27 protein-coding genes and 1 pseudogene are annotated in these 26,574 nt (G+C 68.4%); 16 read left to right on the plus strand and 12 right to left on the minus strand.

The features are described 5' to 3' along the window. Positions 1–3 precede the first annotated feature (3 nt). Together ACFWY5_RS54115 and ACFWY5_RS54120 are read right to left on the minus strand one after the other, a co-directional pair. Entirely contained in the window at positions 4–1,725 is a 1,722-nt protein-coding gene (locus ACFWY5_RS54115) for a hypothetical protein (protein WP_379639771.1), read from the minus strand. A 13-nt stretch (positions 1,726–1,738) separates the two neighbouring features. Continuing rightward, positions 1,739–2,287: a dihydrofolate reductase family protein gene (locus ACFWY5_RS54120; RefSeq protein ID WP_379624960.1), complete on the minus strand. Its 549-nt coding sequence runs from the start codon at positions 2,285–2,287 to the stop codon at positions 1,739–1,741. Positions 2,288–2,362: 75 nt separating this feature from the next. Here ACFWY5_RS54120 and ACFWY5_RS54125 point away from each other — a divergent pair, with 75 nt between their 5' ends. Continuing rightward, complete coding sequence (locus tag ACFWY5_RS54125) at positions 2,363–3,847, plus strand: PLP-dependent aminotransferase family protein (RefSeq protein WP_379639773.1); 1,485 nt, start codon at positions 2,363–2,365, stop codon at positions 3,845–3,847. Here ACFWY5_RS54125 and ACFWY5_RS54130 read toward each other — a convergent pair. After that, positions 3,783–5,138: an FAD-binding oxidoreductase gene (locus ACFWY5_RS54130; protein ID WP_379639774.1), complete on the minus strand. Its 1,356-nt coding sequence runs from the start codon at positions 5,136–5,138 to the stop codon at positions 3,783–3,785. The genes ACFWY5_RS54125 and ACFWY5_RS54130 overlap by 65 nt on opposite strands. Before the next feature lie 55 nt (positions 5,139–5,193). After that, positions 5,194–5,817 (minus strand): TetR/AcrR family transcriptional regulator, encoded by a 624-nt coding sequence (locus tag ACFWY5_RS54135; RefSeq protein ID WP_379639775.1) that lies wholly within the window; start codon positions 5,815–5,817, stop codon positions 5,194–5,196. Between the two features lie 88 nt (positions 5,818–5,905). Between ACFWY5_RS54135 and ACFWY5_RS54140 the strand changes: the two genes are divergently transcribed. Then, positions 5,906–6,406, plus strand: coding sequence for a nitroreductase/quinone reductase family protein (locus tag ACFWY5_RS54140; protein ID WP_379639776.1), 501 nt, complete (start codon positions 5,906–5,908; stop codon positions 6,404–6,406). Between the two features lie 15 nt (positions 6,407–6,421). Here ACFWY5_RS54140 and ACFWY5_RS54145 read toward each other — a convergent pair whose 3' ends face one another. Then, the gene (locus ACFWY5_RS54145; protein WP_379639778.1) at positions 6,422–7,039 is read right to left on the minus strand and encodes a hypothetical protein; all 618 of its coding nucleotides are present in this window, start codon (positions 7,037–7,039) and stop codon (positions 6,422–6,424) included. 173 nt (positions 7,040–7,212) lie between these two features. Between ACFWY5_RS54145 and ACFWY5_RS54150 the strand changes: the two genes are divergently transcribed. From ACFWY5_RS54150 to ACFWY5_RS54165, 4 genes are all read left to right on the plus strand, one after another. Continuing rightward, positions 7,213–7,755 carry a DoxX family protein gene (locus tag ACFWY5_RS54150; RefSeq protein WP_379639779.1) on the plus strand — a complete coding sequence of 181 codons (543 nt, stop codon included), beginning with the start codon at positions 7,213–7,215 and terminating at the stop codon, positions 7,753–7,755. Positions 7,756–7,791: 36 nt separating this feature from the next. Continuing rightward, positions 7,792–8,280, plus strand: a complete 489-nt coding sequence (locus ACFWY5_RS54155; RefSeq protein WP_379639780.1) for a MarR family winged helix-turn-helix transcriptional regulator — start codon at positions 7,792–7,794, stop codon at positions 8,278–8,280. After that, on the plus strand, positions 8,277–9,293 hold the full coding sequence (locus tag ACFWY5_RS54160; RefSeq protein WP_379639782.1) for an alpha/beta fold hydrolase: 1,017 nt from the start codon (positions 8,277–8,279) through the stop codon (positions 9,291–9,293). The genes ACFWY5_RS54155 and ACFWY5_RS54160 overlap by 4 nt, the downstream gene beginning before the upstream one ends. Positions 9,294–9,401: 108 nt before the next feature. After that, positions 9,402–9,896, plus strand: a complete 495-nt coding sequence (locus ACFWY5_RS54165; RefSeq protein ID WP_379639783.1) for a carboxymuconolactone decarboxylase family protein — start codon at positions 9,402–9,404, stop codon at positions 9,894–9,896. Positions 9,897–9,899: 3 nt separating this feature from the next. Here the strand turns inward: ACFWY5_RS54165 and ACFWY5_RS54170 are convergent, their stop codons facing one another. Beyond that, complete coding sequence (locus tag ACFWY5_RS54170) at positions 9,900–10,730, minus strand: alpha/beta fold hydrolase (RefSeq protein WP_379624980.1); 831 nt, start codon at positions 10,728–10,730, stop codon at positions 9,900–9,902. A gap of 52 nt (positions 10,731–10,782) precedes the next feature. On the opposite strand from ACFWY5_RS54170, the gene ACFWY5_RS54175 reads away from it, so the two are divergent. From ACFWY5_RS54175 to ACFWY5_RS54185, 3 genes are all read left to right on the plus strand, one after another. Next, positions 10,783–11,379, plus strand: a complete 597-nt coding sequence (locus ACFWY5_RS54175; protein WP_379639784.1) for a TetR/AcrR family transcriptional regulator — start codon at positions 10,783–10,785, stop codon at positions 11,377–11,379. A gap of 139 nt (positions 11,380–11,518) precedes the next feature. Beyond that, the gene (locus ACFWY5_RS54180) at positions 11,519–14,140 is read left to right on the plus strand and encodes a caspase family protein (RefSeq protein WP_379639785.1); all 2,622 of its coding nucleotides are present in this window, start codon (positions 11,519–11,521) and stop codon (positions 14,138–14,140) included. 72 nt (positions 14,141–14,212) lie between these two features. After that, complete coding sequence (locus tag ACFWY5_RS54185; RefSeq protein ID WP_379639786.1) at positions 14,213–14,710, plus strand: DM13 domain-containing protein; 498 nt, start codon at positions 14,213–14,215, stop codon at positions 14,708–14,710. Positions 14,711–14,772: 62 nt separating this feature from the next. Here the strand turns inward: ACFWY5_RS54185 and ACFWY5_RS54190 are convergent, their stop codons facing one another. Next, positions 14,773–15,234 (minus strand): hypothetical protein, encoded by a 462-nt coding sequence (locus tag ACFWY5_RS54190; RefSeq protein WP_379624988.1) that lies wholly within the window; start codon positions 15,232–15,234, stop codon positions 14,773–14,775. A gap of 229 nt (positions 15,235–15,463) precedes the next feature. On the opposite strand from ACFWY5_RS54190, the gene ACFWY5_RS54195 reads away from it, so the two are divergent. Further along, positions 15,464–16,390 carry an endonuclease/exonuclease/phosphatase family protein gene (locus tag ACFWY5_RS54195; protein WP_379639788.1) on the plus strand — a complete coding sequence of 309 codons (927 nt, stop codon included), beginning with the start codon at positions 15,464–15,466 and terminating at the stop codon, positions 16,388–16,390. A gap of 338 nt (positions 16,391–16,728) precedes the next feature. Here ACFWY5_RS54195 and ACFWY5_RS54200 read toward each other — a convergent pair whose 3' ends face one another. Next, the gene (locus ACFWY5_RS54200; RefSeq protein WP_379639789.1) at positions 16,729–16,908 is read right to left on the minus strand and encodes a hypothetical protein; all 180 of its coding nucleotides are present in this window, start codon (positions 16,906–16,908) and stop codon (positions 16,729–16,731) included. Positions 16,909–17,281: 373 nt separating this feature from the next. Here ACFWY5_RS54200 and ACFWY5_RS54205 point away from each other — a divergent pair, with 373 nt between their 5' ends. After that, positions 17,282–17,794, plus strand: a complete 513-nt coding sequence (locus tag ACFWY5_RS54205; RefSeq protein ID WP_379624992.1) for an RNA polymerase sigma factor — start codon at positions 17,282–17,284, stop codon at positions 17,792–17,794. Continuing rightward, the gene (locus ACFWY5_RS54210) at positions 17,791–19,026 is read left to right on the plus strand and encodes a hypothetical protein (RefSeq protein WP_379639790.1); all 1,236 of its coding nucleotides are present in this window, start codon (positions 17,791–17,793) and stop codon (positions 19,024–19,026) included. The genes ACFWY5_RS54205 and ACFWY5_RS54210 overlap by 4 nt, the downstream gene beginning before the upstream one ends. A 58-nt stretch (positions 19,027–19,084) precedes the next feature. Here ACFWY5_RS54210 and ACFWY5_RS54215 read toward each other — a convergent pair whose 3' ends face one another. The 3 genes from ACFWY5_RS54215 to ACFWY5_RS54225 form a co-directional block, all read right to left on the minus strand. Continuing rightward, on the minus strand, positions 19,085–19,315 hold the full coding sequence (locus tag ACFWY5_RS54215) for a hypothetical protein (protein ID WP_379624996.1): 231 nt from the start codon (positions 19,313–19,315) through the stop codon (positions 19,085–19,087). 355 nt (positions 19,316–19,670) lie between these two features. After that, a complete protein-coding gene (locus ACFWY5_RS54220) occupies positions 19,671–20,651 on the minus strand; it encodes an aldo/keto reductase (protein WP_379639792.1) in 981 nt (326 codons plus the stop codon). A gap of 54 nt (positions 20,652–20,705) precedes the next feature. After that, complete coding sequence (locus tag ACFWY5_RS54225; RefSeq protein WP_379639793.1) at positions 20,706–21,635, minus strand: alpha/beta hydrolase; 930 nt, start codon at positions 21,633–21,635, stop codon at positions 20,706–20,708. 160 nt (positions 21,636–21,795) lie between these two features. Between ACFWY5_RS54225 and ACFWY5_RS54230 the strand changes: the two genes are divergently transcribed. The 4 genes and pseudogenes from ACFWY5_RS54230 to ACFWY5_RS54245 all read left to right on the plus strand — a co-directional run bounded on the left by ACFWY5_RS54230 (position 21,796) and on the right by ACFWY5_RS54245 (position 24,205). After that, on the plus strand, positions 21,796–22,698 hold the full coding sequence (locus ACFWY5_RS54230) for a helix-turn-helix domain-containing protein (RefSeq protein ID WP_379639794.1): 903 nt from the start codon (positions 21,796–21,798) through the stop codon (positions 22,696–22,698). A 137-nt stretch (positions 22,699–22,835) separates the two neighbouring features. Continuing rightward, the gene (locus ACFWY5_RS54235) at positions 22,836–23,753 is read left to right on the plus strand and encodes an alpha/beta hydrolase family protein (protein ID WP_379639796.1); all 918 of its coding nucleotides are present in this window, start codon (positions 22,836–22,838) and stop codon (positions 23,751–23,753) included. Between the two features lie 168 nt (positions 23,754–23,921). Beyond that, a pseudogene (locus tag ACFWY5_RS54240) lies at positions 23,922–24,014 on the plus strand (Tn3 family transposase); the annotation flags it as partial. A 23-nt stretch (positions 24,015–24,037) separates the two neighbouring features. Beyond that, positions 24,038–24,205 (plus strand): hypothetical protein, encoded by a 168-nt coding sequence (locus tag ACFWY5_RS54245; protein ID WP_379639797.1) that lies wholly within the window; start codon positions 24,038–24,040, stop codon positions 24,203–24,205. Between the two features lie 219 nt (positions 24,206–24,424). Here the strand turns inward: ACFWY5_RS54245 and ACFWY5_RS54250 are convergent. Then, the coding region (locus ACFWY5_RS54250; protein WP_379639798.1) for a WD40 repeat domain-containing protein at positions 24,425–26,574 on the minus strand (2,150 nt) is incomplete at its 5' end.

Raw genomic sequence — 26,574 nt, forward strand, 5'->3', positions numbered from 1 at the left:
CGCTCACGGCTTCAGCTCGAGCCGCTTCCTCGACGCGCCCGGGAACACGATGACCAGGTGCTCCTCTCCTTCATCGCCGATCCGCACGTACACACGGAGCCGGTAGCGGCCTTTGCCGGCGATCGCCAGGTTCGGCATCGGGGCGCCCGCGCCCACGTCTCCGTGCTCGCCCATGTACGGCACGGTGAGCTGGCCGCTACGGCTGACGATCGGCACCTCGTTGACCTGTTCCCACCCGATCGTCCGTTGTGGCGGCGCGGTGCGGAAGGCCTTCACCGTCAGGCACAGATCGCTGACGTCTTCGATGTGCCCGATCAGCGCCGCGCTGCCGGCCACCCCGATGAGGTTCCCGTCGGCGTAGGCCTGGTCCGCCGCCTCTTCGGCCGCTTCGTCGTCGGGGTCGTGGACCAGATAGCCGGGATCGCCGTCGACGTACAGGAAGTACTTGGCCGTGGCCTGGGTGACACCCTTCGTCCGGGGCCACGGGTCGCGGCATTTCGCGTTCGCCTCGGCGATGGAGGCGTCGTACGCCGCCTTCCGCTCCGCGGCCGACCGCAGCAGCTCGGGCCGGGTCGCGCCGATGATCTCCGGGCAGACGTAGACGAGGTCCCCCGGGTCCGCGCCCCCGGCCGGCCGCGCGCTCCCCGCCCGCGTCAGAATCGCCTTCTGCTCCTCATGGTCCTCCGTACGGCACAGCGCCCGCGCGTACCCGAGTACCGCCTGATCGGAAAGGCTGTCCGGGAACATGGGCGGAATTCCGCCCTCTGCGCGCCGCGCCCGGCACAGGAACGCGGCGTCCCGTTCGGCGGGTTTCAGGTCGCCGAAGCTGGGCCGGTCATGGCAGACCATCGACCAGCCGGTGTAGGTGAGGCGGGGAGTCTGCTCCGGGTGGATCAGCGCGATGATCGGCAGTACGGCCACGGCCGACACCGCGACGCGGATCGCGCGCGGGCGCGCGGACGGAGGGCCGGCAGGGCGGCTCTCAACGGGCAGTTCACGGGCGGTCGCCGCCATCCACGCGATGCTGAGCAGTCCCGCCACGTCCATCGCGACCGTGATCATCAGATGGCTGCCGAAGAGAACCTTGAGCAGAATCACCAGCGCGTACACACCCACCGACAACCACCCGGCGACCTGCGTGCCGCGGCTCCACCGGCCGTCGCGCCGCTGCCCCACGACCGTGACGGCGGTCGCCGCCACCCCGCTCAGTATCACGCCCATGGTGACGAAGCCGCCTGATGGAAGCTCGGGGAGGTCGAGTTCGTCGAGCAGTTCGTTGGCCGCCTCGACCAGCTCGAGCGCGAAGATCGCTCCTGCCGCCGCGCACAGCGTGCGGGACCGCCAGCGGATGACGAGCAGGTAGAGGACGTCGATCGCGGTCCACAGCGCGAGCTGGAAGGCCGCGGTGACCACGTCGGGAAGCAGCACGATCGGATACCACAGCACGAGGGCGTACGCCACCGCCAGATACAGCAGCCGGCGCAGCGCCTTCTCCCGGAGGTTCAGCGGTCCCGGCACGGGGGCCCGCAGGATCAGCCACAGGAGCGCCGCCTTCACCACGGCGGCCACGAGCAGCGTCACGACCATCGAGGTGTCAAAGCCACCGTAGTACGACGGCAGCGGAGACCATTCGACGGCCAGCCAGAGCCAGGTGTCGCCGAACACCAGGCCCGCGGCGGCGGCCGCGAGAACCAGACCGACTACCCCAACCCTCGCGATCCGCACGAACGTGATCTTCTCACGCGGGCCGGTACCGTACGTTGACCGTCGCGGTGGGGTCGCTCTGGCCGACATGGTGAAGGTAGATCGGCTCGCTGCCGGGATTGTCGTAGAGACGGATGCCCTGCCCGAGCATGACCGGCATGATGTGGATGTCGATCTCGTCGATCAGCCCCAGGTCGAGGAGCTGACGCCCGATGGTGGGCGAGAACACTTCGAGGTTCTTGCCCCCGGCCGCCTCCAGCCCGATCCGCACGGCCTCGGCGACGTCGCAGTTCAGGAACGTGATCCCGGCGGCCGGCGGGGCGTCTTCCGGATGGTGGGTGAGCACGAAGATCGGTCCGTCCCAGGCGCTGGAGTAGGGGCGGGCGTCGGGCATGGCGTCAAACCCGTCCCGTCCGCCCAGGACGGCTCCCGTGGTCCGCTCGTACTCGTCCTCCATGCCCGGCCTGTCCGTCCCGGTCATCCAGCCCATCTCGTGGTTGACCCCGGCCACGAAACCGTCCAGCGACATCGCGAAGTGAAAGAGCACTTTCCCACCGGCGGTCTGCGGCTCGGTGTCGTTCATCTGTCGCCTCCTGTGAACTGTCTGCGGGTCACTCAGCCTGGCAGCAATCGGTACACGCCGATAAGGTCCGTTCCTGTGGCGCGATCGAGGACCAATTCCGGGCCGGCCGAGGACCTGCTCATCGAGCTGGACCGCGACGCCGGGGTGCCGCTGCACCGGCAGATCGGGGCGTCCATCCGGGCGAGTATCCGGGCCGGTCGGCTGCGGACGGGCGCGTCGCTGCCACCCACCCGCACCCTCGCGGCCGGCCTCGGGGTCTCCCGCGGGGTGGTCGTCGAGGCGTACCAGCAGCTCGTGGCCGAGGGCTACCTCGCCAGCCGATCGGGCGGTTACACCCATGTCGCCGCGTCGATACCGCCGGCCGCCGCCGCGGGCTCCGCGCCGCCGACGCCGGCGCGCGGCGCCGGCTTCAGAGTCGACTTCGGGTACGGTCGCACCGACGTGTCCCAGTTCCCGCGCTCGACCTGGCTCCGTTCGGTACGCACCGTGCTCACCACCACGCCCAACGACCGGTTCGCCTACCTCGACGGGCGCGGCGTTCCGGAACTGCACGAGGCCCTGTGCGACTACCTCAACCGGGTGCGCGGCACCTCGGCCGTCCCCGGAAACGTGGTGATCTGCAATGGTTTCGGGCAGGGCATCTCGCTGCTGATCCAGGTACTGGTCCAGCGCGGCGCCAAGCGGATCGCCCTGGAGGACCCGTCGTCCGACGACGACGCCCGGGTGCTGGCCGGCGCCGCCGGTCTGGACGTGGTCGGCATCCCGGTGGGTCCGGGCGGCGTTCAGGTCGACGCGCTCCACCGGGCCGACGCCGACGCGGTCGTCCTCACGCCGTCGCACCAGTGGCCCACCGGGGGAGTGCTGTCGGCTTCGGCAAGGGCAGAGGTGATCGGCTGGGCACAACGCCGCGGCGCGATCGTGATCGAGGACGACTACGACGCCGAGTACCGCTACGACCGCTCGCCCGTGGGCGCCATGCAGGGCCTCGCGCCCGATCACGTCGTCTACTGCGGTACGGCCAGCAAGACGCTCGCCCCGGGACTCCGGCTCGGCTGGATGGTTCTGCCCCCGCACCTGGTCACCGACGTCGCCGCGGCGAAGGTCCTCGCCGACCGCGGCTCGCCGGTCATCGACCAGCTGACGTTCGCCGACTTCCTGGCACGCGGCGAGTTCGACCGCCATCTGCGCCGGATGCGTCCGGTGTACCGCCGCCGCCGCGACGCGCTGCTGAACGCCCTGCGCACTCACCTGCCCGAACTGGAACCGGCCGGGATCGCCGCCGGGCAGCACGTGGTGGCCTGGCTCCCGCCCGGCCTCGACGAGGCGGAGGTGGTGACGGCCGCCGCCCGGCACGGGCTGGGCATCCACGGCGTCGGCCCGTTCCGGATCGCCGCGAGCGGACCGGGCGGGCTCATCTTCGGCTACGCCATCCTCGGCGAGAGCGCCATCGCCGAGGGGGTCGCGCTGCTGGCGACGGCCATCCAGGAGATACGTGTCAGGGAGCCGGGCGGATGTTCTGATTCAGGTGGAACACGTTGGCCGGGTCGTAGGCGGTCTTGACCGCGGTCAGCCGGGCCAGCTTCGCGGCGGAGTAGGCCCGCCGTACCCCATGCTGCCCGTCGGCCAGTTCGTCGGCGGTCAACGAGTTGACGTACACCCCGCTCGCGTACGGTTCGAGCGAGGCGCCGGCGGCGCGCGCGGCACTCATCCTGGCGTCGTCCTCGGCCGGTTCGGTCCAGCGGGACCCGGCGCCGAACTCGAACATCGTGCCGCGATGACTGAACGCCGCGTCCGCCTCCGGGACATCGGCGATCGCGCCGCCGTGCGCCTGCAGGCCGACGCCCGGCAGGTACGGGCTCGCGCTCAGGTCGGTGCCGCCGCGCAGCAGGAACGCCTCGATCGCCGCAGTGGGAAACCCCCGCAGATAGAGCCCCTTGGAAAAACGACGGTAGGCGTGGCCGCCGGTGGAGTCGTCCCGTCGCTGCAGTTCGAGGTACGACGGGGTCGTGACGCGCGACGCGACGGGACGCCCGAGCGCCCGCATCGCGGGCAGCAACCGGCGGCCCTCGTCCGGGTCACCGACCCACACGAACCCCAGCGTGGCGATCGGGCCCGCGGGCCCGCTACCGACATCGGCGGTGAACGTCGCCTGCCGGGGCGCCACGGCGTTCAGATCCCGCCAGCCCTCGATGACCGGGACGGCGTCCTCGGCGCGGAAGTCGAACTCGGCGACCAGCGTCCGCGTGCCGATGTGATGCAACTCGAACTCGAACTCGGTGACGATGCCGAAATTGCCGCCACCGCCGCGCAGGCCCCAGAACAGTTCGGGGTTCTTGGTACGGCTCGCGGTCACCACGTCCCCCTCGGCGGTGACCATGGTGTAGGAGACGACGTTGTCGCAGGCCAGGCCGCACTGGCGGGCCAGCCAGCCCATGCCGCCGCCGAGCGTGAGCCCGCCGACGCCGGTGTGCGAGACGTTGCCGGCGGTGGTGGCCAGGCCGTACGCCTGGGACGCCCGATCCAGCGCGCCGAGCAGCGCGCCGCCCTGAACCCGGGCCCGGCGACGGACCGGGTCGACCCGCACGCCGCCCATGGGCGTCAGGTCGATCATGAGACCATCCTCAGGCACGGCGAAGCCGGCGACGTTGTGGCCGCCGCAGCGCACGCCGATCTCCAGGTCCAGGTCCCGGGCCATCCGCACGGCGGCGACCACATCGGCGACGCTCGCCGTACGGACGATCATGCGTGGATGCCGGTCGATCATGGCATTCCAGACGGTACGAGCGGAGTCGTAACCGGCGTCGCCGGAGGTGAGGAGCCGGCCGTCGAAGCGCGTCGCTGTCGTTGTCATGCCACTCAGCCTGACAACAATTGGTACCCGGGTTGAAGTCCGATTCAGCAGGCGGTTAGGGGACCAATTCACTGTCGGGAAGTGGTTCGCAGTGGTCGGCGCGCAGGCCGTCGAGGGAGATGCGCAACAACCTGTTCCACATCTGTGGCCGGCACTCGTCGGTGATCTGGACGGCGTGCCCCAGTGAGACCAGAAGAAGCAGCAGGTCATCAGTGGTCACGCCGGGGCGCAGCACGCCCGTGGCGACGGCGCGGGCGCATAGTTGCTCGATGACGAGGCGAAGCTGGTGGATGCCCTCCAGATCGGGGACCGACCAGGTCAGCGCGAAGTTCTCCATGATCGCGCGGTGACGGGCGTAGCCGGTCAGGGCCTGCTGGTAGAAGTCGGCCAGTGCCGCCCAGGGATCCTCGGCATCGATCGCCGCCTGGCGTGCCGATTCCGCCCAGTTCAAGAAGTCCCTGCGCAGGACCGTATGAACGAGATCTTCCTTCTTCGGGAAATGCCGGTAAAGGGTGCCCATACCCACCCCGCTACGGCGGGCGATCTCGCGTACGTCCACCGCGGCACCCTGCTCGGCCAGCACATCGGCGGCGGCCTCGACGATCGCCTCCCGGTTACGGATCGCGTCCACACGAGGCGCGCGGCGCCGGGTAGTGCCGTCCGATTCAGCCACATCCATACGGCCAAGCGTACCCGCTTATACGGAGCGTATGCTCCGCTCTGTGCTACTTTGAGGAGCAAGTGCTCCGGATAGTAAAGGGGATGCCATGTCCGACCCGTCCACGACCACCCCTGCCATCGGCAACTGGAACGATCGGATCATCGCCGAGTTCCGGGCGAACGCCGGGTATGTGCCTTGGAGCAGCGAAGAGGAATTCGCCGCAGGCCGCCCCATCCCGCCCCGGTTCCCCGGATTCGACGAGCAGGGAATGCCGCTCATCCTGGTACACCACACCGGGGCCAAGACCGGGCGCGAACGGATCAGCCCGTTGTTCTACCAGCCGGTCGGTGACGGCTGGGCCATCTTCGGCACCCACGGCGGCAGTCCGCATCATCCGGTCTGGTACCGCAACCTCATGGCGAACCCGCGGGCCACCGTCGAAGTGGGCACGCAGATCGTGCCGGTCGTGGCCCGGCTCGCGGAGGGCACGGAACGCGAACGGCTCTGGGCGAAAGAGGTGGCACTCGTCCCGAAGTTCGCCGACTTCGAGGCAACCGCCGGCAGACAGATCCCCGTCATTGTGCTGGAGCCCGTCCCCGAGCCATGACCATGCCACTGTGCGTCAGGACCCGTACTTCGGTTTGACGCGGACGTACAGGAAGAGGCGCCGGTGATCCGAGAAGACGATCTCCAAGGTGCCGACGTAACGTAACGCGTGATCGTCGCGGCGACCGAGCCGGTCGGGATCGTGGTGGATGAACACCAGCTTCCGCACCTCATGGAGGTCCAGCACCAGAGCACGGTGGAACGAGAGCAACTTGTGGTGCACCCAGACCTGCAGATCATGCGGGGTGGTGACCAGGTAGGCGTCCCGCCCCCTGATCAGGCCGAGCGCGTGCAGGCGCAGCCCGCCGATGACGCCGTCAGGTTCCCGGTCGATGAGCGAGAGGTCGAAGCGGTCCCTGGGGGTGCCGACACCGGCCAGCCGAATCGGGACCACGCGCCGGTATCCCCAGGCGGACGTCCTGGCCACGAGATACCTGCCCAGCAGAACGGAGCCGCCCTTCCAGCGCCAGAGCGTGAGCGCCGTACCCAGGACCAAAAGGGCAACGGTGACAAAGGGTGCGACCGCAGGGGGCAGGAACGCCGACAGCGCCAGCCAGATCGCCATGTAGAGGCCGACGTAGAGCAGGCCGATCAACATGCAGGCGAAGCCGATCCCCATCAAGAGATTCAGCATGAAGGCGCCTCCCGTCCAGGACCCGGAATCCCTCGCATCCATACTTCACCAGGCTGGCCGGTACCCCTCCCAGCTCCGCGACGCCGATGAATCGCCGGCGCATCGCGGATGTATCAACCTCGCCGGAGATCCTCGGGATTGTCAGCGAAGCGGCACTCCGAAGGAGCACAGCGATGACCGCCACCAACACCCTCTCCAATTCCCCGAGCAGGATCCTGACCCTGAACGGCGCCCTGTGGTTCCTGCAGGCGCTGTGGGGCTTCTTCTTCGCCGGCAGCGGCTTCGGCAAGGTCCTGCTGTACGACGCCGCCCTCTACGAGGCCGCTCCTCGGGCCGTGGCCTGGTACGCGGCCGTACCGCAGACCCTGATCGTCTTCATCGGAGTCGTCGAGGTGCTCGGCGGCATCGGCCTCATCCTGCCTGCGATGACCGGCGTCAAGCCGAAGCTCACACCGCTCGCCGCGGCCGGCCTGGCCCTGACGATGGTCCTCGCGACGGCCTTCCACCTCATGCGCGGCGAGTACGCCCTGATCCCCGCGAACCTCGTCCTCGGCGGCGTCTCGGCGTTCATCGCGCTCGGACGATGGAACCTCAGGCCCACCACAGCGGCGACCCTGACCACCCCACGCCTGCTCAAGTCGCTCGCGGTCCTCGCCGTGATGGCCCTGCTGGTGTTCGCTCCGACGTGGTACACGATGACCCACGCCCAATTCTGATCGAAAATAGTCAACACCACGTAGACTATTCACATCATGGCAAGTACACCCGGTGGGCACGTGGACATCGAGCGGCTGGCGTCCCGGCTGCGCATGCTGGCGCTGCAGCGGCCGGAGGCGTGGCTGGACCTCGATCTCACCATGCCGCAACTGCGCATGTTGTTCACCGTTCGGCGGCGAAGCGGCTGCACGGTGTCGGAACTGGCCGAGACACTCGGACGGCGGCTCGCGGCCACGTCCGCGCTGGTGAACCGGCTGGTCCGCGCCGGGCTGCTGCACCGGACGAGCGATCGGGACGACCGCCGGCGGATCCGGCTGCGGCTCACCGACGAGGCCGAGCAGTTGCTGAGCACGGTGGATCAGCGGTCGGCGGACAGGTTCGCGGCCATCCTGGGCCGCATGAGCGAACCGGGCCGCGCGGCGCTGGCCGAGGCGTTGACGGAGCTCATCGAGCTCGTGTCGTCCGACCTGGCCGAAGGGCCGGTCCGCAGTGCTCCCCACCGTGCGCAGGAAGGACGCCCATGAACCGCAACCCGTACGAGGGCCTGTCCGGAACGATCGACATCAGAGCCGTGCGAGCCGCCGGATTCCGGGAGGTCCAGCTCGATACCGGAACCCTGCGGATCAACTACGTGGTGGGCCCGGACAACGGACCTCCGCTGGTCCTGCTGCCGGCGCAGACCGCCACCTGGGAGAGCTACCAGCGGGTCCTGGTGCCGCTGTCGAAGCGGTTTCTGGTCTACGCACTCGACGTACGCGGACACGGCAAGTCGAGCTGGACCCCGGGCGAATACTCCTGGCGGCACCTGGGCGCGGACATGACCGTTTTCCTCTCCGAGGTCGTCCGATCGCCCGCCGTGGTCTCCGGCAACTCCTCCGGCGGGCTCCTCGCGCTGTGGTGTGCGGCCAACCTGCCTCTGCGGGTCGCCGCGGTGATCCTCGAGGACGCCCCGGTGTTCTCCGCGCAGATGCCCCGCTTCCGCGATCACGATCGTTTTGTGTACGGCGGGCTGAAACACCTGGCCGAAGCCCTCGGCGACCTTCAGCACCGCGACCTCGCCGACTACTTCCGCGGTCTGACCCTCCCGGTCTCCGAAACCCGCGAAAAGCGCGTCCCGGACGGGTTCATCACCTTTCTGTCCCGCCGCATCCAGGCGTTCCAGACACGCCATCCCGGCCGCCCCCTGGACATCGGCTACTTCCCCCTCAAACTCCGCCTGCTGCTCAAGTCGCTGTCCATGTACGACCCGGACTTCGCGCGCGCCTTCGTCGACGGCCGGTTCTACGACGGGCTCGATCACGCCGACGCGCTCACCCGCGTGTCGTGCCCGCTGCTCGTACTGCACGGCGACTGGCGGCGGCTGCCCGGCCACGGCCTGATCGGCGCCATGGATGACCAGGACGCGGCCCGGATCAGGCAGCTCGTACCGCACAGCCGGTACAGGAAGGTTCATGCCAATCACGTGATCCACATGTTCAAACCCCGCTCCTTCGTGCAAGCGGTCGACACCTTCTTCACCCAGGACGTCGCGGCCTGACGTCGCCGGGCGGCCGAGTGGCGTACATCACAACTATGGGTGGTCCCGTGGTCACCGGGGTTGTTCGTCGTGGAGGTGTAGTTGTCCCTACGGCAAGGAGAACGCACCATGTCTGACAACCTCAAGTCGCGACTGCCCGACCCCAGCCAGTTCATCCCCGAACTGTGGGAGATCGGCGGCGGTATGACCAAGGCCCAGGAGAACGGGTCGATTTCGCCGACCCTCATCGCCCTGGCGCAGCTCCGGCTCGGGCAGCTCTTCGACAGTACGTACCACACCATTGGGCAGACCGGCATCCTCCGCAAGCTCGGCGAACCGGAGGACCGCATCACCGCCGTGGCGACCTGGAAGGACACCCCTCACTACTTCACCGAGGCCGAACAGGTCGTCCTTGAACTCGTGGATGCCACGTTCACCCCGAATCCGAACGGGGAGCGCGTGCCCGACGAGTTGTTCGCCAGGGCATCCGCCCACTACGACGAACGGGCCCTCGTGACGCTCTGCATGGCGATCGGCCGGAGTTGCTTCTTCATCCCCCTCACCATCATCGGCAAGCCGGTCGCCGGCCGGCCCGCCGGTGAGAACTGGACGAAGACCACGTAGAGATCAGGCCGCGGCGATCTGGTCGGCGAGTGCCGCCGGGTCGTCGAGCTGGACGAAGGTCCGCGCGCCGGGGACCTCGACGAACGTGGCGTCGCGGAACGCCCGCTGCAGCCGCCGGCCGAGCGCGGGCTTGAAGGCACGGTCGGCGGTACCCCAGACGATCCGCACCGGCCCGGGGAAGTCCTTCAGACGGGTGGAGACGTCGAGCAGGTCGGCCGGGTCGACGGCCCGGAGGAACCGCACCGCGTCCCGGCGGATCTCCCTGCTCCCAAGGCTGGGCTCCATCCACGCCTTGGTCTGGGCCGGATCCAGCTTGTTCGCGAGCAGGCCGAGCCCGAGCGGGGAATGGCGGAACGCTCGCAGGCGCATGGGCTGCATGTTGATCCGCATCCGGAGGTCGCCGGAGAGGAGACGGAAGATGACGCTGTAAGGGAAGGGCGGGAAGGTGTCGAACGCGTCGCAGTTCGTGAGCACGAGGCGGCCGACCCGGCCGGGGTCGATGTCGAGGAGGAACTGACACAGCGCGCCCCCGGTGTCGTTGCCGACCAGGGTGACATCGCGCAGGTCAAGCGCGTCGAGGAAGGCCAGGATCTGCCGGGCCACGCCGCGCGGCGACTGGTCGGCGTCGGGCCGTAGAGGTGTGTGATGGGCGCCCAGGGGCCAGTCGGGTGCGTAGGAGCGGATGCCGTGCGCGGCGAGGTGGCCGGACACGCCGGACCAGATCGAGCCGTCGACTAAGAACGCGTGGACGAAGACGACCGGAGGCGCTGTCGCCTCGGCCGGCCCCGCGACCCGGTACCCGACAGTGCCTTGTGGCAGGTCGATGGTGATCATGCGACAATCCCTAAGATTGATACAACCCGCATGTAACTTACGGACAGACTGTATGCAAATTGCCCGCCGTACGCAAGCCGACCGCACCGCCGCCACGCGCGCGGCCCTGATCGCAGCGGGGAGGAAGCTGTTCGCCGAGCACGGGTTCGCCGGTGTCGGCACGGAGACGATCGTGCGCGCCGCGGCCGTGAGCCGAGGTGCGCTCTACCACCAGTTCGGCGACAAGACCGAACTGTTCGCCGCGGTGCTCGCGCATGTCGAAGGTGAGATCTCCGGGCAACTCGCCGCCGCCATGCCCGCCGACACCGAGTTCGTCGAGGTGATGATGCTCAGCCTGCGGGCGTGGCTCGACGCCTGCCAGCGGCCAGAGGTACGACAGATCGTGCTGATCGACGGCCCGTCGGTGCTGGGGTGGGTCCGGTGGCGCGACATCTGCCAGGCGCACATTCTCGGGTTGATCGAGGGGGTGCTAGCCCAGGGAATGGACGACGGCATTCTCCTGCGGCTCCCGTCCAAACCTCTCGCGCACGTACTGCTGGCCGTCGCCGACGAGGCGGCACTGTACGTCGGCTCCGCCAAGGACCCGGACGCCGCCCGGAGCGACCTGACGGCGGTCATCCGCCCGCTGATCGAGGCACTGGTGAGATGACCGAGACCCCGGGAAACTGTGGCGCGCGGCCGGTTCCTCGGGCAGCATCAGGATGTCTGCCATATTGACCCCCTGATCCGGAGCCGCGATGTCCGAGGGGCACGATTTCTCACTGCGGATCACCCCGGCGGAGGCCGGTGTGGATCAGGCAGAGGTCGAAGAGCTGGCCATCCAGCTCCGCGGGGACCTGCTGGCGTCGGGAATCCCCGGGGTCACGCGCGTGGTGGAGGGGCCGGCTCCTGACGGGACCCGGTCGGTCGAGCTGATCGCCGGCGGGATCGGCTTCCTGGTGACCGGACTGTCCGCGGCGGCGTCCGTGGCACAGATCGCGGACTACATCCAGCGATGGCGGGAGGCGCATCCGCGCCGCCGCAGGGTCGTGGTCTCCGTCGAGGCCGGTGCCGCGCCTCGTGCCGCGGGTGTTTCCGGTACGGCCGGCCGGCGCAGCGCCCTCCTCGTGGCCAACGCGGCCTACCAGGATCCCGGGCTGAGCCGGCTGCGCTCGCCCGTCTCCGACATCAGGGCGCTCGCCGAGGTCCTCGGCGAGCCGGGCATCGGCGCCTTCGACGTCGAAACGCTCACCGATGCCGGCGAATCCGTGCTGCGCCGCCGGGTCGCGGCGCTCTTCGCCGACCGGGAGCCTGACGACGTCCTGCTCCTGCACTTCTCCTGCCACGGGCTCAAGGACCAGCGCGGCCGCCTCTACCTGGCGGCGGCCGACACCGAACTCGGCTCGCTCGCGGCGACCGGGCTGCCGGCGTCGTTCGTCTCCGAGCAGATGAGCGAGTCCGCGTCGCGATCGGTGCTGCTCGTCCTCGATTGTTGCTACAGCGGGGCGTTCGCGCGGGACACTCCGGTGCGCGCCGACCGTACCGTCTACCTCGGCGAGGAGTTCCGCGGGGGTGGGTCGGGGCGTACGGTGCTGACCGCGTCGAGCGCCACCGAGTACGCGTTCGAGGGAGGCCGGCTCACCTCCTACGAGGCTCAGCCGTCCGTTTTCACGGAAGCGCTGGTGCACGGGCTGCGTACCGGGGGAGCCGACCTGGATCACGACGGCGAGATAACCGTCGACGAGCTGTTCGACTACGTCGCCCGGCGTGTCCGCGAGGCCGGGGTCGGGCAGGTGCCGCGCAAGTGGAGCTTCGAGACGACCGGCGCGCTGGTGGTCGCGCGCAGCGTCCGCCCGGCCACGCTGCCGGAGGAGATCCGCGCCGATCTCGGCAGCGATCGGCCCGTTCTGCGGCTGGAGGCGGTCCGAGCGCTGGCCGACCTGCTCGCCGGGGGTCGCGAGGGCTATCGGCGGGCTGCTCGCGAGGCGCTCGTCCGGTTACGCGACCATGACGACAGCAGGCAGGTGCGGACTGCCGCCGCGGCCGCCCTGGGTGACGTCGCGGCGCAATCGCCTGCCGTACCTCCGCCTGCGATTGATCCGCCCCTGGTCGAGACGTCCGTGATCGAGACGCCCGCGGTGGAGACGTCCGTGGTCGAGACGCCCGCGGCGGTCGAGGCGCCCGCGATTGAGGCGCCACCGCCGCCCCGTGGGGTGTGGGTGCCTGTCATGACGCGCTGGCGCGTGCTGGTCGTCGGCGCGGTCGGCCTCGTCGTCGCGATCGCCGTGACGATCGGCATAGTGTCCGGCCAGAGCCGGACCACAGACTCCGGCAGCAGCGGCGGGCCGGCCTTCGGGGAACTGCTGACGTCGGTCACGCTGAGTCACGGCGGCTCGATCGAGTCCGCCGTGCTGAGCCCCGACGGCCGCTGGGCGGTCACGCTCGACGCGCCGAAAGACCAGGCCGCCGCACGGGTCGCGAGGTTGTGGGACGCGTCGACCGGACTGAAGGTGGCGACGTTCGATACGGACCGCGGCGTCATCTTCAGTCCGGACGGCAGCGCCGTCGCCGTCGCCCACTACGAGGGCAAGCGCGAAGTCACCACGGTGGACGGCGAGCCGATGGGCGTCCTCATGGGCGGCACGACGACCGTCACGTTGCGTAACACGAGCGGGGGCGAGGTCATGGCCTCGTTCACCGGCCACAAGGGTTCCGCGGTCATGGCGTTCAGCCCGGACGGCAAGATCGTCGCTACGGCCGGCACGCTCGCCTCCGAAAAGCCCTTCGACTCGCCGATCCGCCTGTGGAACGCCTCGACGGGCACACCGCTGGCCACGTTGGCCGGCCACGAGAACGGCATCCAGAGCATGCGGTTCAGCCAGGACGGGAACGTGCTGGTCACGGGCGCCGCCGGCGGTGTGACGAAGGTGTGGGACGTGGCCGCCGGCAAGGCCACGGCGACACTGGACAACGCCTGGTTCCCGGTGTGGATCAGCCCCGACGGCAAGACCATCGCCGACACGCGGCCGGGTGACAAGGACGGCTTCGAGCTGAGGCGCGTGCCCGACGGGAAACGGCTGGCTCTGGTCACCAAGGACGGAAGCTTCGCCGGCTTCACACCCGACTCCAAGGCGTACGCGACCGAGAGCAAGGGCAACGTCCGCCTTTTCGACCTCGCGACCAGGAAAGCCCGCGCGATTCTGACCGCGACGACAGAGGGCGATCCGGTGTTCAGCCCGGACGGCACGCTCATCGCCGCCGTGACCAAGGAGGTCGGACCGGCCTTGTTCGATGGCGCGACCGGTCAGGGCCTCACGCCGCTGACCGGCCACGGCGGTACCGTCACCGACCTCACGTTCGCGGCGGACGGACAGACGCTCTTCGCCATCGGAACCGACAAAACCGTACGAAAGTGGAGCGTTAAGCGCTGACCCTGCCCCTGCTTCGCGAGGCGTAAGCGCCCCGTAAGACCCTGGCCCGGGCCGGTGCGGTTACCTGGAGACATGAGCATCTTCAGGAGGCCGGTGGCCTGGCTGGCCGCCGGTGTGGCCGTCGGGGTCGCGTCGGTCGGCCTGTACCTCTTCCAGCCCTGGCGGCTGTTCACCACCGTCACGGTCGACGAGGCACCGCCGTCCGCTGCCGCTCCCAGGTCAGCTCCGGCCGTCATGGAACTGGCCAGTGGTGACTTCCGCAGCCACGAGCACCGGACCAAGGGCACGGTGAAGGTCCTGCGCCTTGCCGACGGCAGCCGGGTTCTGCGGATCGAGAGGCTTGACACCTCCGACGGACCCGACCTGCGCGTGTGGCTCACCGACCGGCCGGTGACCGATGACTGGTACAGCGTCGGCAAGGGGCGGAACGTGGAACTCGGCAATCTCAAGGGCAACAAGGGCAACGCGAACTACGCCATTCCCGCGGACACCGATCTCGACGTCTTCACGAGCGTCACGATCTGGTGCAAGCGGTTCAGCGTCTCGTTCGGCGCCGCCGCGCTGACCTGACCGCGCCCAAGGCCTTGGATGGCAAGATGCCGCTGTCCACGCGCGGTGACGTGGCCGCCGACTCAGCCAGACCAGGGGCCGCTGCGCGCTAGGACGACGTACTTCTGCCTGTCGTAGTCCCAGGAGACGTAAGCGGCGTAGAACTCCGTCCTGTGGGAGGTACGCCAGTTCGTCTCGTAGGCCGAGCCGTTCTTGGCCCACTGGTAGGTCAGGTAGTTGTTCTGGGCGTCGGCGCCGTCCTGTGGGTTGTGGTCGTAGAGAGCGACGTAGTCGTGGTAGCCGACGGCCGTGGGCTTGCTCCACCTGAGGCGGATCCAGTTGTCGTTGAGCCCCCACTTGTACTTCTCCATGGAGACGCCCACCGCAGCGACGTTGATGTCCCGGGCGCTGGACTGTGCGGTGTTCCTGAGCTGTTCCGCCGCCGCTTGGGGGTTGGGGCTGTCGGCGTGCGCCGGCGTACCGACGGTCAGCAGGGCGCTCGTCGCGAGCGCGCCCACCACGGAGATCAAGGTCATCTTCTTCATGCCGTGCATACAAGTCCGCACCGGTTGACATGCCATTGACAAGACATTGACCACTCGGGCGTCCCTGGGAGTTTTTCTGCTCGGCGGAACCATGCAAGCCACCGGATCGCGACGCCGGGCTCATGGTGCACCGCCTGGCACCCGCGGCTGACGACGACCCTCAGATGTGCGAGGTACCCCGCTCGCGTCGATCCCCGCAGTATTTCGCCTAGTCGAAAGGGGAACCATCATGCTTCTGAAACTCGCGGCCGGGGTCACGGCCACGGCGCTCCTGGTCGCTACGCCTCCGCCTACTCTTTCTGCCACGACTGAGGCTGAGACCCGCGGGAAGCGGAACGTCGGAACCGCCGAATCCGCACCTCCGCGCCCGATCCGCGTCCTGCAGATGAACCTCTGCAACAGCGGGCTCGCCGATCATTGCTGGAACAAGAAGCCTGGCGAGCCCGAGGAACGGGCAGCAAAGATCATGCAGGTGGCCGCCACGGAGATCGCTCGCATCAAGCCCACCGTGGTGACGATCAACGAGATCTGCTCGGGCGATCTGGAGGGGTTCAAGCAGAAGATCGGATTCAAGGGTGATTCATTCTTCACCGTGCTCAAAGGCGCGGCCGGATCCAGGACGCCGTTGAAATGTGGCCAGCCGGGAAACCCCAGCAAGGGCGGTGACTACGGGTCGGCGATTCTCACCAGGGAACCGCTGAGCGAGCCCCATAGCGAATTCCGTCTGGAGAAGGCTTTGGATGCCCAGCAAAACGACTCAGAAGTACGCGTCATGGGCTGCCGGAAGATGCCGTGGGCCACGGTGTGCACCGCTCAACTCCACGCCGTCCCCTCAGGAGAGGACCACGTGGACTATCTCCGCTCCGTGCGGGTGACCGCTGAGCAATGCCTCCAGTTTTCGAGGGAGGCCATGCAGTTCGCCGGCGACGGCCCGTTGATCATCGCCGGCGATCTGAACCTGCGGTGGGACAAGCCCCGCGAGCAGGACGCGCTCAACCTCTGCGGCCTGGGCTTCACCCGCAAGGGCGACGGAGGCCGCCAGCACGTGATCAGCGGCAAAGCCTTCGGACAACCACAGACCGACCCATGGCCCGACACCTCAGAGCCTGACACCGTGTGGACCGATCATCCGCTGTTCTACGTCGACCTCACCTAGCGTCGCGACGTACCAGTGTGATGATCTCGGGGCCGGAGGGGGTCAGCGGACAGCCGTGCCAATCGCCGCACTGCTCCTCGATCTCCAGCCCGGCCCCGGCCAGGAATTCAGCGCTCCATACAGTGCCAGAACAGCGCGTACGGCGCCGCGAGTTTCTACGCACAGCGCATCACGACCGTCAGCCGGCTCCCCGCCGACGACATCCACATCAGCCGGAAGGCTGCCCAGACCCCGTTCGGAACCTCGCCGATCATCGACCGCGATCGGCCACCTCCGCGAACTCGGCGCCAGCCAAAGCCGGCCGCTCTTGCCCTCCAAAGCGCGGGCCGGTGCCCCAACTACCAGACCAGCATGGACCCCGTGCAATCACTGATCCCGCCCTGCAGGTCCTGGACCTGCAGGGCGTCTGGGCGCTGGGCGCCCGCGCACGCGTCCTCGACCCGGCGGCCGGTTGTCTCCTCGCCGGTCGGCTCACAGGCGGCGATCCACCTGCTGATCCTCCGGATCATCGGTGTCACTTACGCGACCTCCTTCCGCTGTCGCAGCTCCGATGCGGCCTCGGGGATCGGCTGGGCGCCTCCAGCGGCTTCGTGCGGTGTGGTCCAGGGCATCGTGGTGTCCTAGAAAGACGGGGCGGGGGAGCGATCCGCTCCAGCCGAGTCGCCCCCCAAATGCTCCTCTAGACCTCAATCCAGGCGCGGCCGCTCAGATCGACCGCGCTCCGGGCGATCTCTCCCGCGAGAAGCTTCAGGCCCACATTTGCGCCCCCGCGTACGGCTGACCAGGCAGATCGCCGCCTGGCCGCGGCTTCGCCGGGCGGCCGGAGTGCCGACATAACGTAAATTTTTGGCTGGCCGGTAATCCGAAGGCCCTCTCAAGACAGTTCTAGATGTGGACGATCCAGAAGAACGATTCACCAACCTCTATGACCGGCATTACCGGAACGTGCTGGGCTACGCCCTGCTGCGTGCCGAGCCGGCCATGGCGGAGGACCTGACCAGCGAGACGTTCCTGATCGCATGGCGGCGTCTGGACGATCTGCCCGATCCACCGCTGCCGTGGCTGCTCGGCGTGATGCGCAACCTGCTGCGTAACCAGCGTGTCCGCCGGCTGCGCAGCGACGAGCTGATCGCGCGGCTGGCCGGGCTGAGTTCCTTCGTCGAAGGCGACGTGGCCGAGCGGGTCACCGGCCGGCAGGAGGCCTTGGCCGTACTGGCGAGTCTGAGTGAACAGGACGTCGAGGCGGTAGTGCTGGCCAACTGGTACGGCCTCACGCCCGCGCAGGCGGCCCAGGCGGCGGGCTGCTCGCCGCGCACTTACAACGTCCGGCTGCATCGCGCACGCCGTCGCCTGGCTGACGCGCTCAAGCTCCCGCCTCACTTCGTCTTTCAGGGACAGCCATGAACGACAACGACCCCATCAATGAACTGATCACCACACTACGCCCGGACACGCTCACCGAGGACGCCTACCGGCGGCGGCGTTCGGCCGATCTCGCCCGCGCGTTCCAGACCCCCCGGGCCCCTCACCACCTTCGGAGGTTTTCCATGGCCAAGCGCCGCCCCTTGACGCTGTTCGCCGTTGCCGCGGCGGGACTCGCCGCCGCGGCGATCGTCGTTCCGCAGTTCGTCTCCGCGGACCCCGCGACCGGCGCTCCGATCGGCGCGCAGCCCTCCGGCGGGCGAGAGGCTCCGGCGCAGGTCAAGCCGGGCGGCGCCGCGAACACTCGCACGATCCTGCTCGCCGCAGCCAAGGTGGCCGCCGAGGAGCCCATCACCTCGGGCAAGTTCTGGTACTCGCGGGTGCGCACCGTGCAGATGGTTCACGTCGCCCCGCTGGAGTACAAGGCCAAGCTCAAGGAACTGGACGCCGAACTGAAGGCCAAGGAGGCGCAGTTCAAGGACAAGCTCGCCGAACTGGAGGCCGCCCGCAAGGAGTTCAAGGACAAGGTCGACGCCCTGAAGGTGGCGGAACTGCCCTATACCGCGACCCGTGGCGACACCGCCGAAAGCTGGCGATCGCTCAAGAACGCCACCGGCCGCTCGGTGAAGAACCAGGACGTGAAGATCGAGTTCGCGACTCCCGAGGACCGCGCCAAGTGGCAGCAGGCGGGCTCGCCCAGCTTGTCCGAAGATGACCGGCCGAAGACGAAGGAAGGAGCGCCGGAGGGCATCGTCTCGATCGGCAACGACAGCCTCACCTGGTCCAGCATCGCCCAACTCCCGACCGACAAGGCAGCGTTGAAGGCGAAGCTGCACAGCCTGTACGAGCAGGGCGACAAGCAGATCCCGCTCGCCCTGTACATGTGGCAGACGGGCGCCGACCTGCTGTCCGCCCCGATCACCTCAGGCACCAGGGCAGCCCTGTACCAGGTGCTGGCCGATTCCACCTCCAAGCTGACGTCGCAGACGGGCGTGGCCGACGGCAAGGGGCGTACCGGGGTCGCCCTGGAGACGACGGGACCCGATGAGACCGGCGCGGCCGGCCGGATCACCTACCGGTTGATCTTCGACGACAAGACCGCCAAGCTCCTGGAACTCGACGTCATCGAAACAGGGAAGGCGACGCCGCTGCTCCAGCAGACGTACGAGGCCATGGGCTACGTAAACGACCTGGCCGCGACGCCGGGCCAGTAGCCCCAGAGCGTCCCGGCAGACCTCAGGCGGGGGCCGATTTCTGCCGGCACGACCACCCTCATGTCTCTTGCGGCACCCTCACGAGCGGACCCCGGCTCCCCACTTGGGGCCGGGGTCCGCGCGGGCACACGACCGCCGAGACGCGCGACCCTGGCGGCACCACCAGCAGGCCCGACAACGCCCCCGGCAGGCCCGCATCAGTGCGGCGCACCTGCTTGGCCACCACCGCGTACATCCGCGCATCGGCCCGTTCCCGCACACTGCCCACCAGCCGCTCCAGCACGGTCACCGGGCCATGAGGTGGATCATGGCTTCCGAGCGGTGCGGGTGAGTCTCGTAGTCGCGGGCCGGCCGCCGATGCCGCATGAGCCAGCCGCTCGGCCGACCCCCACCGCCTGGCTCATGAACGCCCGCCGCAACGTCATCGACCACGAACGCCGGCCGGAGCACAGCCAGGCACACCTGACCTGGGCCACCATCACCCTCATGTCACGAAGGCTGACCAGGAAGTCCGCCAACCGAGCTCTGGGCAGGCCGCTTAGAACCGGGTATGAGACATCGTGATTCAGCGGCACGTGCCCATGGTGGAGAGATCCGTTCGGGACGATAGTGCGGTTGAACAGCAGAACGCGTCGATGGCCGGGTCAGCGGTCGATGACCGACATGCCGAAGTCGTCGTGGCGGTCTCCGGCGGCCGGGGTGAGGTTGTTCAGTCGTTCGAGTTGTTCGCTGGTCAGCTTGATGGTGTCGGCGGCGGTGTTCTCCTCCACGCGGGCAACGCGCTTGGTTCCCGGGATGGGGGCGATGTCGTCGCCTTGGGCGAGGAGCCAGGCCAGGGCGATCTGTGCTGGTGTGGCGTTCGCCTCGGTGGCGACGGCTTCTACCTGGTCGAGGATGCGCAGGTTGCGCTGGAAGTTCTCGCCGGTGAATCGGGGGTTGGTCGTGCGCCAGTCGTCGTCGGCGAGTTCGTCCATGGAGCGGATCTGGCCGGTGAGGAATCCGTGGCCGAGTGGTGAGTAGGGGACGAAGCCGATGCCGAGTTCGCGCAGCAACGGCAGGATCTCCGCCTCGGGATCGCGGGTCCACAGGGAGTATTCGCTCTGCAGAGCCGCGATGGGGTGTACGGCGTGCGCGCGGCGGATGGTCGCGGGGCCGGCCTCGGACAGGCCGATGTGACGGACCTTGCCGGCTGTCACCAGGTCGGCCAGGGCTCCGACGGTGTCCTCGATGGGTGTGCCGGGGTCGACGCGGTGCTGGTAGTACAGGTCGATGTGGTCGGTTCCCAGCCGCTTCAGCGAGCCCTCGACGGCGATGCGGATGTTGGCTGGGCTGCTGTCCAGCCCGGCCCCTTCGCGTCCGCTGTGGGAGATGCCGCCGCCGAACTTTGTCGCGAGGACGACTTCGTCGCGGCGTCCCTTGACAGCCCGGCCCACGAGTTCCTCGTTGGTGAAGGGACCGTACACTTCCGCGGTGTCGATGTGGGTGACACCCAGATCCAGTGCCCGGTGGATGGCGCGGATGGACTCGGCATCATCACTACCCGCGCCGGTGTAGTAGGCCGACATCGACATGGCTCCCAGGCCGATGCGGGAGACCTCGAGTCCGCCCAGGGAAATGATCTTCATCTGTGTTGGTTCCGTTTCTTCGGGTGTGCTCTTCCGGCGGGTGGCAGAGGTGCCTCAGCCTCGTTCGGTGCTCGGGGCGGCGAGGTTCCGCGTGAAGAACGGCGTGGCCTCCGCGATGGCGCGCTCGACGTACTTCGGCACGTCGTAGAAGTCCATGTGGGCGCCGCCCTCGACGATCACGAGCTGCTTCGGGCTGCGCACCCGGCCGTGCAGAGCGGTGGTGTGCCACAGCGAGCCCGCCTCGCTGCCGGCCACCATCAGGATCGGCTGGGTGAGCAGCTGCTCGACCAGGTGGAAGGCGTCGAAGGCGAAGATTTTGGAGATGCTCTTGGTGAAGAGCTTCGTGTTTTGCGCGTTGGGATGCTGGGCGCGCGGCGTCAGGTAGTAGTCGTGCGCTTCGACCAGGTCGCGCGGGGTGTTCTCGTCGGGCGCCGGAGGGACGTACGGGATCATGGCGACGTCGGCGCCCTGTGCCTCGGCGGTGCGCTGGCGGGCGGCCGCCTGCAGCGTCGCCACCGCTGCCGAGTCGGGGTCGGCGCCGTACCAGCCGTTGCGGTAGGCGGGGCCGATGTTGAGGGCGCTGACCGTGGTGACCGCCTTGATGCGGTGGTCGGTCATCGTGGCGTTGACGGCGTAGGCGCCACCGGCGCAGATGCCGAGGACGCCGATCCGCTCGGCGTCGACGTAGGCGAGCGACTGCAGGTAGTCCACCGCGGCCCGCACGTCCTCGACCCGTGCCGCCGGGTCCTCGAGGAAGTGCGGCTCGCCACCGCTTTCGCCCTGGTGGGAGGCGTCGAAGGCGAGCGCGACAAAGCCCTGCTCGGCCAGTTTGGCCGCGTACAGGCCGGCGGTCTGCTCCTTCACGCCGCCGCCGGGATGGACGGTGACGATCGCGGGGTAGCTTTCCCGCGGGTCGAAGCCGGCGGGCAGGTAGAGGTTGCCGGCCATGCTGATGGGGCCGTTGGCGAAGGTGATGGTTTCCACGGGATCGCTTCCGTTGCTGGTCGTAGGGATGGATTCCGGCCGGTGGGCTCGGTCCTCGCTATCCAGACTGGCGGCTCGCCCCGATGTGGGGGAGAGTCTGGCTATCGGGGGGACCACCAGCCCCTGTCTCCTTCTGCGGAGTGGCGCCTAACCTGGGGTTATGCAGGTTGCCAAGGACATCAAAGACTTCTTGATGACCCGCCGTGCGAAGATCACGCCTGATCAGGTCGGGTTGCCGTCGGGCGGGCGCCGCCGGGTGGCCGGGCTGCGGCGGGAGGAGGTCGCACTCCTGGCCGGGGTGAGTGCCGAGTACTACGTCCAGATCGAGCGCGGGCACGTCGCGGGGGTGTCGGAGGAGGTCCTGCATGCGATCGCCAGGGCGCTGCGGCTGGACGAGGCGGAGACCACGCATCTGTTCGACCTGGCGCGAGCGGTCAAACGCGGCAAGATGCCGGAGTGGGACAGGAAAGCCGGGCAGCCGGTCCCGCCAGGGGTTCAGGCGCTCATGGACGCGATGGTCACCGCCCCGGCGATCGTGCAGAACGCACATCTCGACATCGTGGCCGCCAACGCGCTGGGCCGTACCCTCTACGCGGGCGTCTTCGAACGAGCGTCCGGGCAGCCGAACCTGGCCCGATTCGTGTTCCTCGACGACCACGCCGCGCAGGTGTTCCCCGACTGGGAGCAGGCCGCCGACGTCGTGGTCGCGCTGCTGCACATCGAAGCGGCCCGCTCGCCGTACTCCAAGGCACTCACTCAGCTCATCGGCGACCTGGCCACCCGCAGCAGGCAGTTCCGCACCCGCTGGGCAGCCCACGACGTGCGCACCCACGAACGCGGCGTCAAACGGTTCCGCCATCCCGCGGTCGGCGACCTGACGCTCAGCTTCGAGGCATTGGAGATCGCCAGTGCCGCCGGCCTCACCCTGATCGGCTACACCGCGCACGCAGGCTCGCCCGACCAGCAGGCCCTGCAGCTACTCGCCAGCTGGATCGCCACCGAGCGGGGCGCGGGCCCGCGCCGCGGCGTCAACGCCGCAGCGCCGTCACCCTCACCCGAGTAGACGCTCGCCCGCCACCCGTGAGCCCCTGCCGGGTATGACAACCTTTGGCCAACCCTGACCCTTTTTCCGGGATCGTGTGCTGCCCCGTGGGCATGGACGATGGGGATCGTGTCAGCAAGGCTCGGGGAGAGATCGACATGTCTGATGAGCGGCAGGCCCAGGCGGCGTTCGACAACTTCGTGCAGTTGTGGACCACGGGCACGACCGCAGGCCGCCGTGCGCCGGTGCTGCGCCGCCCGGACGAGGTCGGCCTCGACTATGAGGACGTCACCTTTGCCTCGATGGACGGTGTGCCTTTGGAGGGCTGGTTCATCCCGGCGGACTCCGACAAGCTCGTCATCCACAACCACTTCCTGCCGGGCAACCGCTACGGCTACCCCGGCCACCTGCCCGAGTTCGGCGGGCTCGGCGGTTTCGAGGTCAGCTTCCTGCCCGAGTACCGGGCGCTGCACGAGGCCGGCTTCAACGTCCTCGCCTACGACATCCGCAACCACGGGATGAGCGGCCAGGGCAACGGCGGTATCGCCGGCATCGGCCTGCTGGAGTACCGCGACGTCATCGGCTCCCTGCGCTACGCCGCCGCGCGGCCGGACACCCGGGGCATGCGCAAGGTGCTGCTGTCGGTGTGCCTGGGCGCCGACTCCACGGCCGTCGCCTGGTCGCGTCACCCGGAGGAGTTCTCCGAGATCGAGGCCATGGTCATGCTGCAGCCGGTCTCGGCCAGGCCGATCATCGAGGAGTTCGTCAAAGCCGTCGGTATCCCCGGCGGGTACGACAAGTTCGACAAGGCGGTGCACGAGCGCACCGGCTTCCACCTGGCCGAGCAGTCACCCATCGAACACGTCAAGGCCGTCACCGTTCCCACGCTCGTCGCCCAGGTCCACGACGACACCATGACCCGGCCGGAGGACGTCCAGGCGATCTACGACGCCCTGCCCGTCACGGACAAGGATCTGCACTGGATCCGTGGCACCAACCGCCGCTTCGACGGCTACAACTACTTCGGCCTGCACCCCGAGATCCCGATCGACTGGTTCAACAAGCACCTCAAGTGACGCAGGATCCCTCCCGTACGCCAGATCCGTGAGGAACATCGGACATGACCGAGGTCGCGGTGCTCGGCGTCGGCGGGCGAATCGCCCGGTGGACGATCGGCATGCTCGCCGGCAAAGACGTCGACCTGACCTTGTTCCTCCGTGACGCGAGCCGCCTCCCCGACACGCCAGTCGCTGCCGGTCTTCGGCCTCGCGGCGCTCCTGGGCTTCGACCTGCTGCCCCGCATCCGCAACTGGCACGACCTGATCTTCACGAGTCCTTCCACGGCTTCGCAGACTGGCTGATGTTCGGCGGCAAGTTGATCGGCCACAACGACCCGGACTACCACGAGAAGATCATCAAGTTCAACGAGTTGCTGACCAACTGCGCCATCTACTCCACCGCCTACCAGGCACTGACCGCGACACCGCATCACGACAGATCGCGTCCGGAAGGTGCACAGAACGCATGACGATCTTCGCGTGCTCAGGGTGCGATGCCGTACTGACCGCGCCGGTGTCACGGCCTGTGGGTAAGGCTGGCCCCACCAGCCGCCACCTGTGACATTCCCGCAGGTGGATGGGGTGTGAGGGTTATCTACACAGGAAAACTGATCGATGACTCCGTCGTACGTTTCCTGCTCGGGCCCCGGCGTTCCATCAGTGCCTTGATCGGCCGGATGGCCTACGGCCTATCGACAAGTGGGTTGGAATTTGTGAGCCGGGAGATAGGTCCGCCATTCCTGTTCCGACAGGCCGGTTGTGACACGTCGGCAGATGGCTGAGGCGGTGGCGGCAGGAGCGAGGGCGTAGGCCTGGAGCGGGACATACCGGCCGGAGAGGTAGAGGGTGCGGCCATCGGCTGCGAAGGCCAACGCCAGGACGATATCGCCCGGGGTCAGCAGCGGGGCGCCGATCGGTTGCCGCGAGGCTGTGTCCCACAGTTGCACGGTGCCTGCGGCGGATCCTACGGCCAGCACGCGGGAATCGGGGGAGAAGGCGAGTGCCTGAACACCCCTGTACGCAGAGTCGTCCGGCGTCATGGCAGGTGAGACCAGCTCTCCGAGTTGTGTGGTTCGGTCTCCGCTCCACAGAACCGTCCGGCCCGAGTCTTTGCCGACAGCGAGGTATCGGCCCTCTGGGCTGTAGCTCAAGGCCGAGGCACGGCCGGTGTCGCGAGCCTGGGCGTCGTTGGTCCCGGACCGCACATCGAGCGCTTGCCCGCCGGAGGTCGACAGGAGCGGGCGCCGAGGATGGCGAGCGAAGAAATTGCCGTAGGCAGGCGGCAGGGTCTTGACGACGGTACGACGTGCTGGATCCCACAGGCGGGCAGCCGTGTCTCTCCCCATGAGGACCAGGGAGGACGCCTCACCAGCAAAGCCGATGCCGTCCACCTCTGAGACGGCCAACGTGTCAGTGACCCTCCTGCCGCTGATGTCCCACAGAAAGATCCGCGCCGACCTTCCTGTTTCTCCGGTAGTGCCATAGGCAAGTTTTCGTCCCGCTGAGTCGATGGAAAGCAGCGGGAAGCAGGAAACGATTGTGTCGCGCGGGCACGGGGTCGCAGGCGCAGCGCTGTCGCGTTGGCCGCTCAGGGGTGACCACGTTTCAACCTGGATCTTGCCGGTGCCGACCTCGGTGGCGCGGGCCAGTGCCGTGGCCCCGGTGGAGAAGTCTGCTTGCCAGGTGGCCGCTTGCTGCCACCTGGTGTCGGCGATGGCGCCCAGGTAGAGGGTTCGCACAGCCATCGATGGGGTTTCCGGGTCGACCAGATAGCGGATCAACCCCGCGTCGGTGTCGAGGCGCAAGTCGGTGATGCGCTCGCCCAGTAAGGGATGCCATTGAAGTGCAAAGCGAGGCTGGGCCGTACGCCATAGCCGGATCCCCCCGCCATCGGCTGTGGCCACGAAGGCGCCGTCGCGGCTGAAGGCGACGTGCTGGATCCCGCGCCGGAGGATGGAGGCCCTCTCCTTCCTCGATGATGCGTCCCACATGCGTACTCTGTCCGGCATCGGCACGGCCAACGTCCGGCTGTCGGGGCTGAAGCCCACCCAGGCGCCCCGGCAGATCTCGAGCGTCATCGCGGGTGCCGACTTGAATGGCTGCTGCTTGCCGGTCTGCAGGTCCCAGAGCTGGAGAGCCTTACCCGGGATACACAGCGCAAGGAGCCGGCCATCAGGGCTGACCGTGGCATCCGGGACGAGGCCGTCCCCCATGAACCGGCGATTCAGCGTGGCATCGGAGGGGTTGGTACCGAGTTGCCACGGGGCGAGGGCCGCGCGGCTTGCGGCTTTTCCATCACGTGACAGGTATTTCTGCCATATCAACTGTCGTGTGGCGACGTCCCATAGCTGGATGCGGTACCGAGAGCCCTTGGTGCTGTAGCCGAGCAGCAACGAGCCGTTCGCGGTGAACTTCACGCCCTGATCGAAGGTGTCCAGTGCCCTGTCGTCGTGGCGACCGGTCTGGAGATCCCACACGGTCGTCTCGCCGTCATCGTCCCCGATGACGGGCACCAGGAAGGCATCGCTCGGACTTCCCGCCTGCTTCAAGCGGGTTCCCAGCCCGGGCATGCTCGCCTTCTTGGTCCGCGTCCCCACATCCCAGCTGTGCGATTGTCCGGCGCCGACGGTCAGCAAGGTAGCGCCATCCGAACTGAGCCGGTGGATCGCCCCTGGTTCAGTGTCGGGCGCCGGGAACACATCTTGCTGGCGCTGGTGGGCCGCGGTCAGCAGCCCGGAGCGGGTCTCAGGAAGGTCGGCGAGCTTCCAAGCGGCCAGGTTGAGCCGCATGGCGGTGGTGGGGTCGGATTCGCGCAGGCTTTCCGCGACGCCCGCCAGAC

The sequence above is a fragment of the Nonomuraea sp. NPDC059007 genome (assembly GCF_042740555.1).
In the GTDB taxonomy this organism is placed as follows: domain Bacteria; phylum Actinomycetota; class Actinomycetes; order Streptosporangiales; family Streptosporangiaceae; genus Nonomuraea.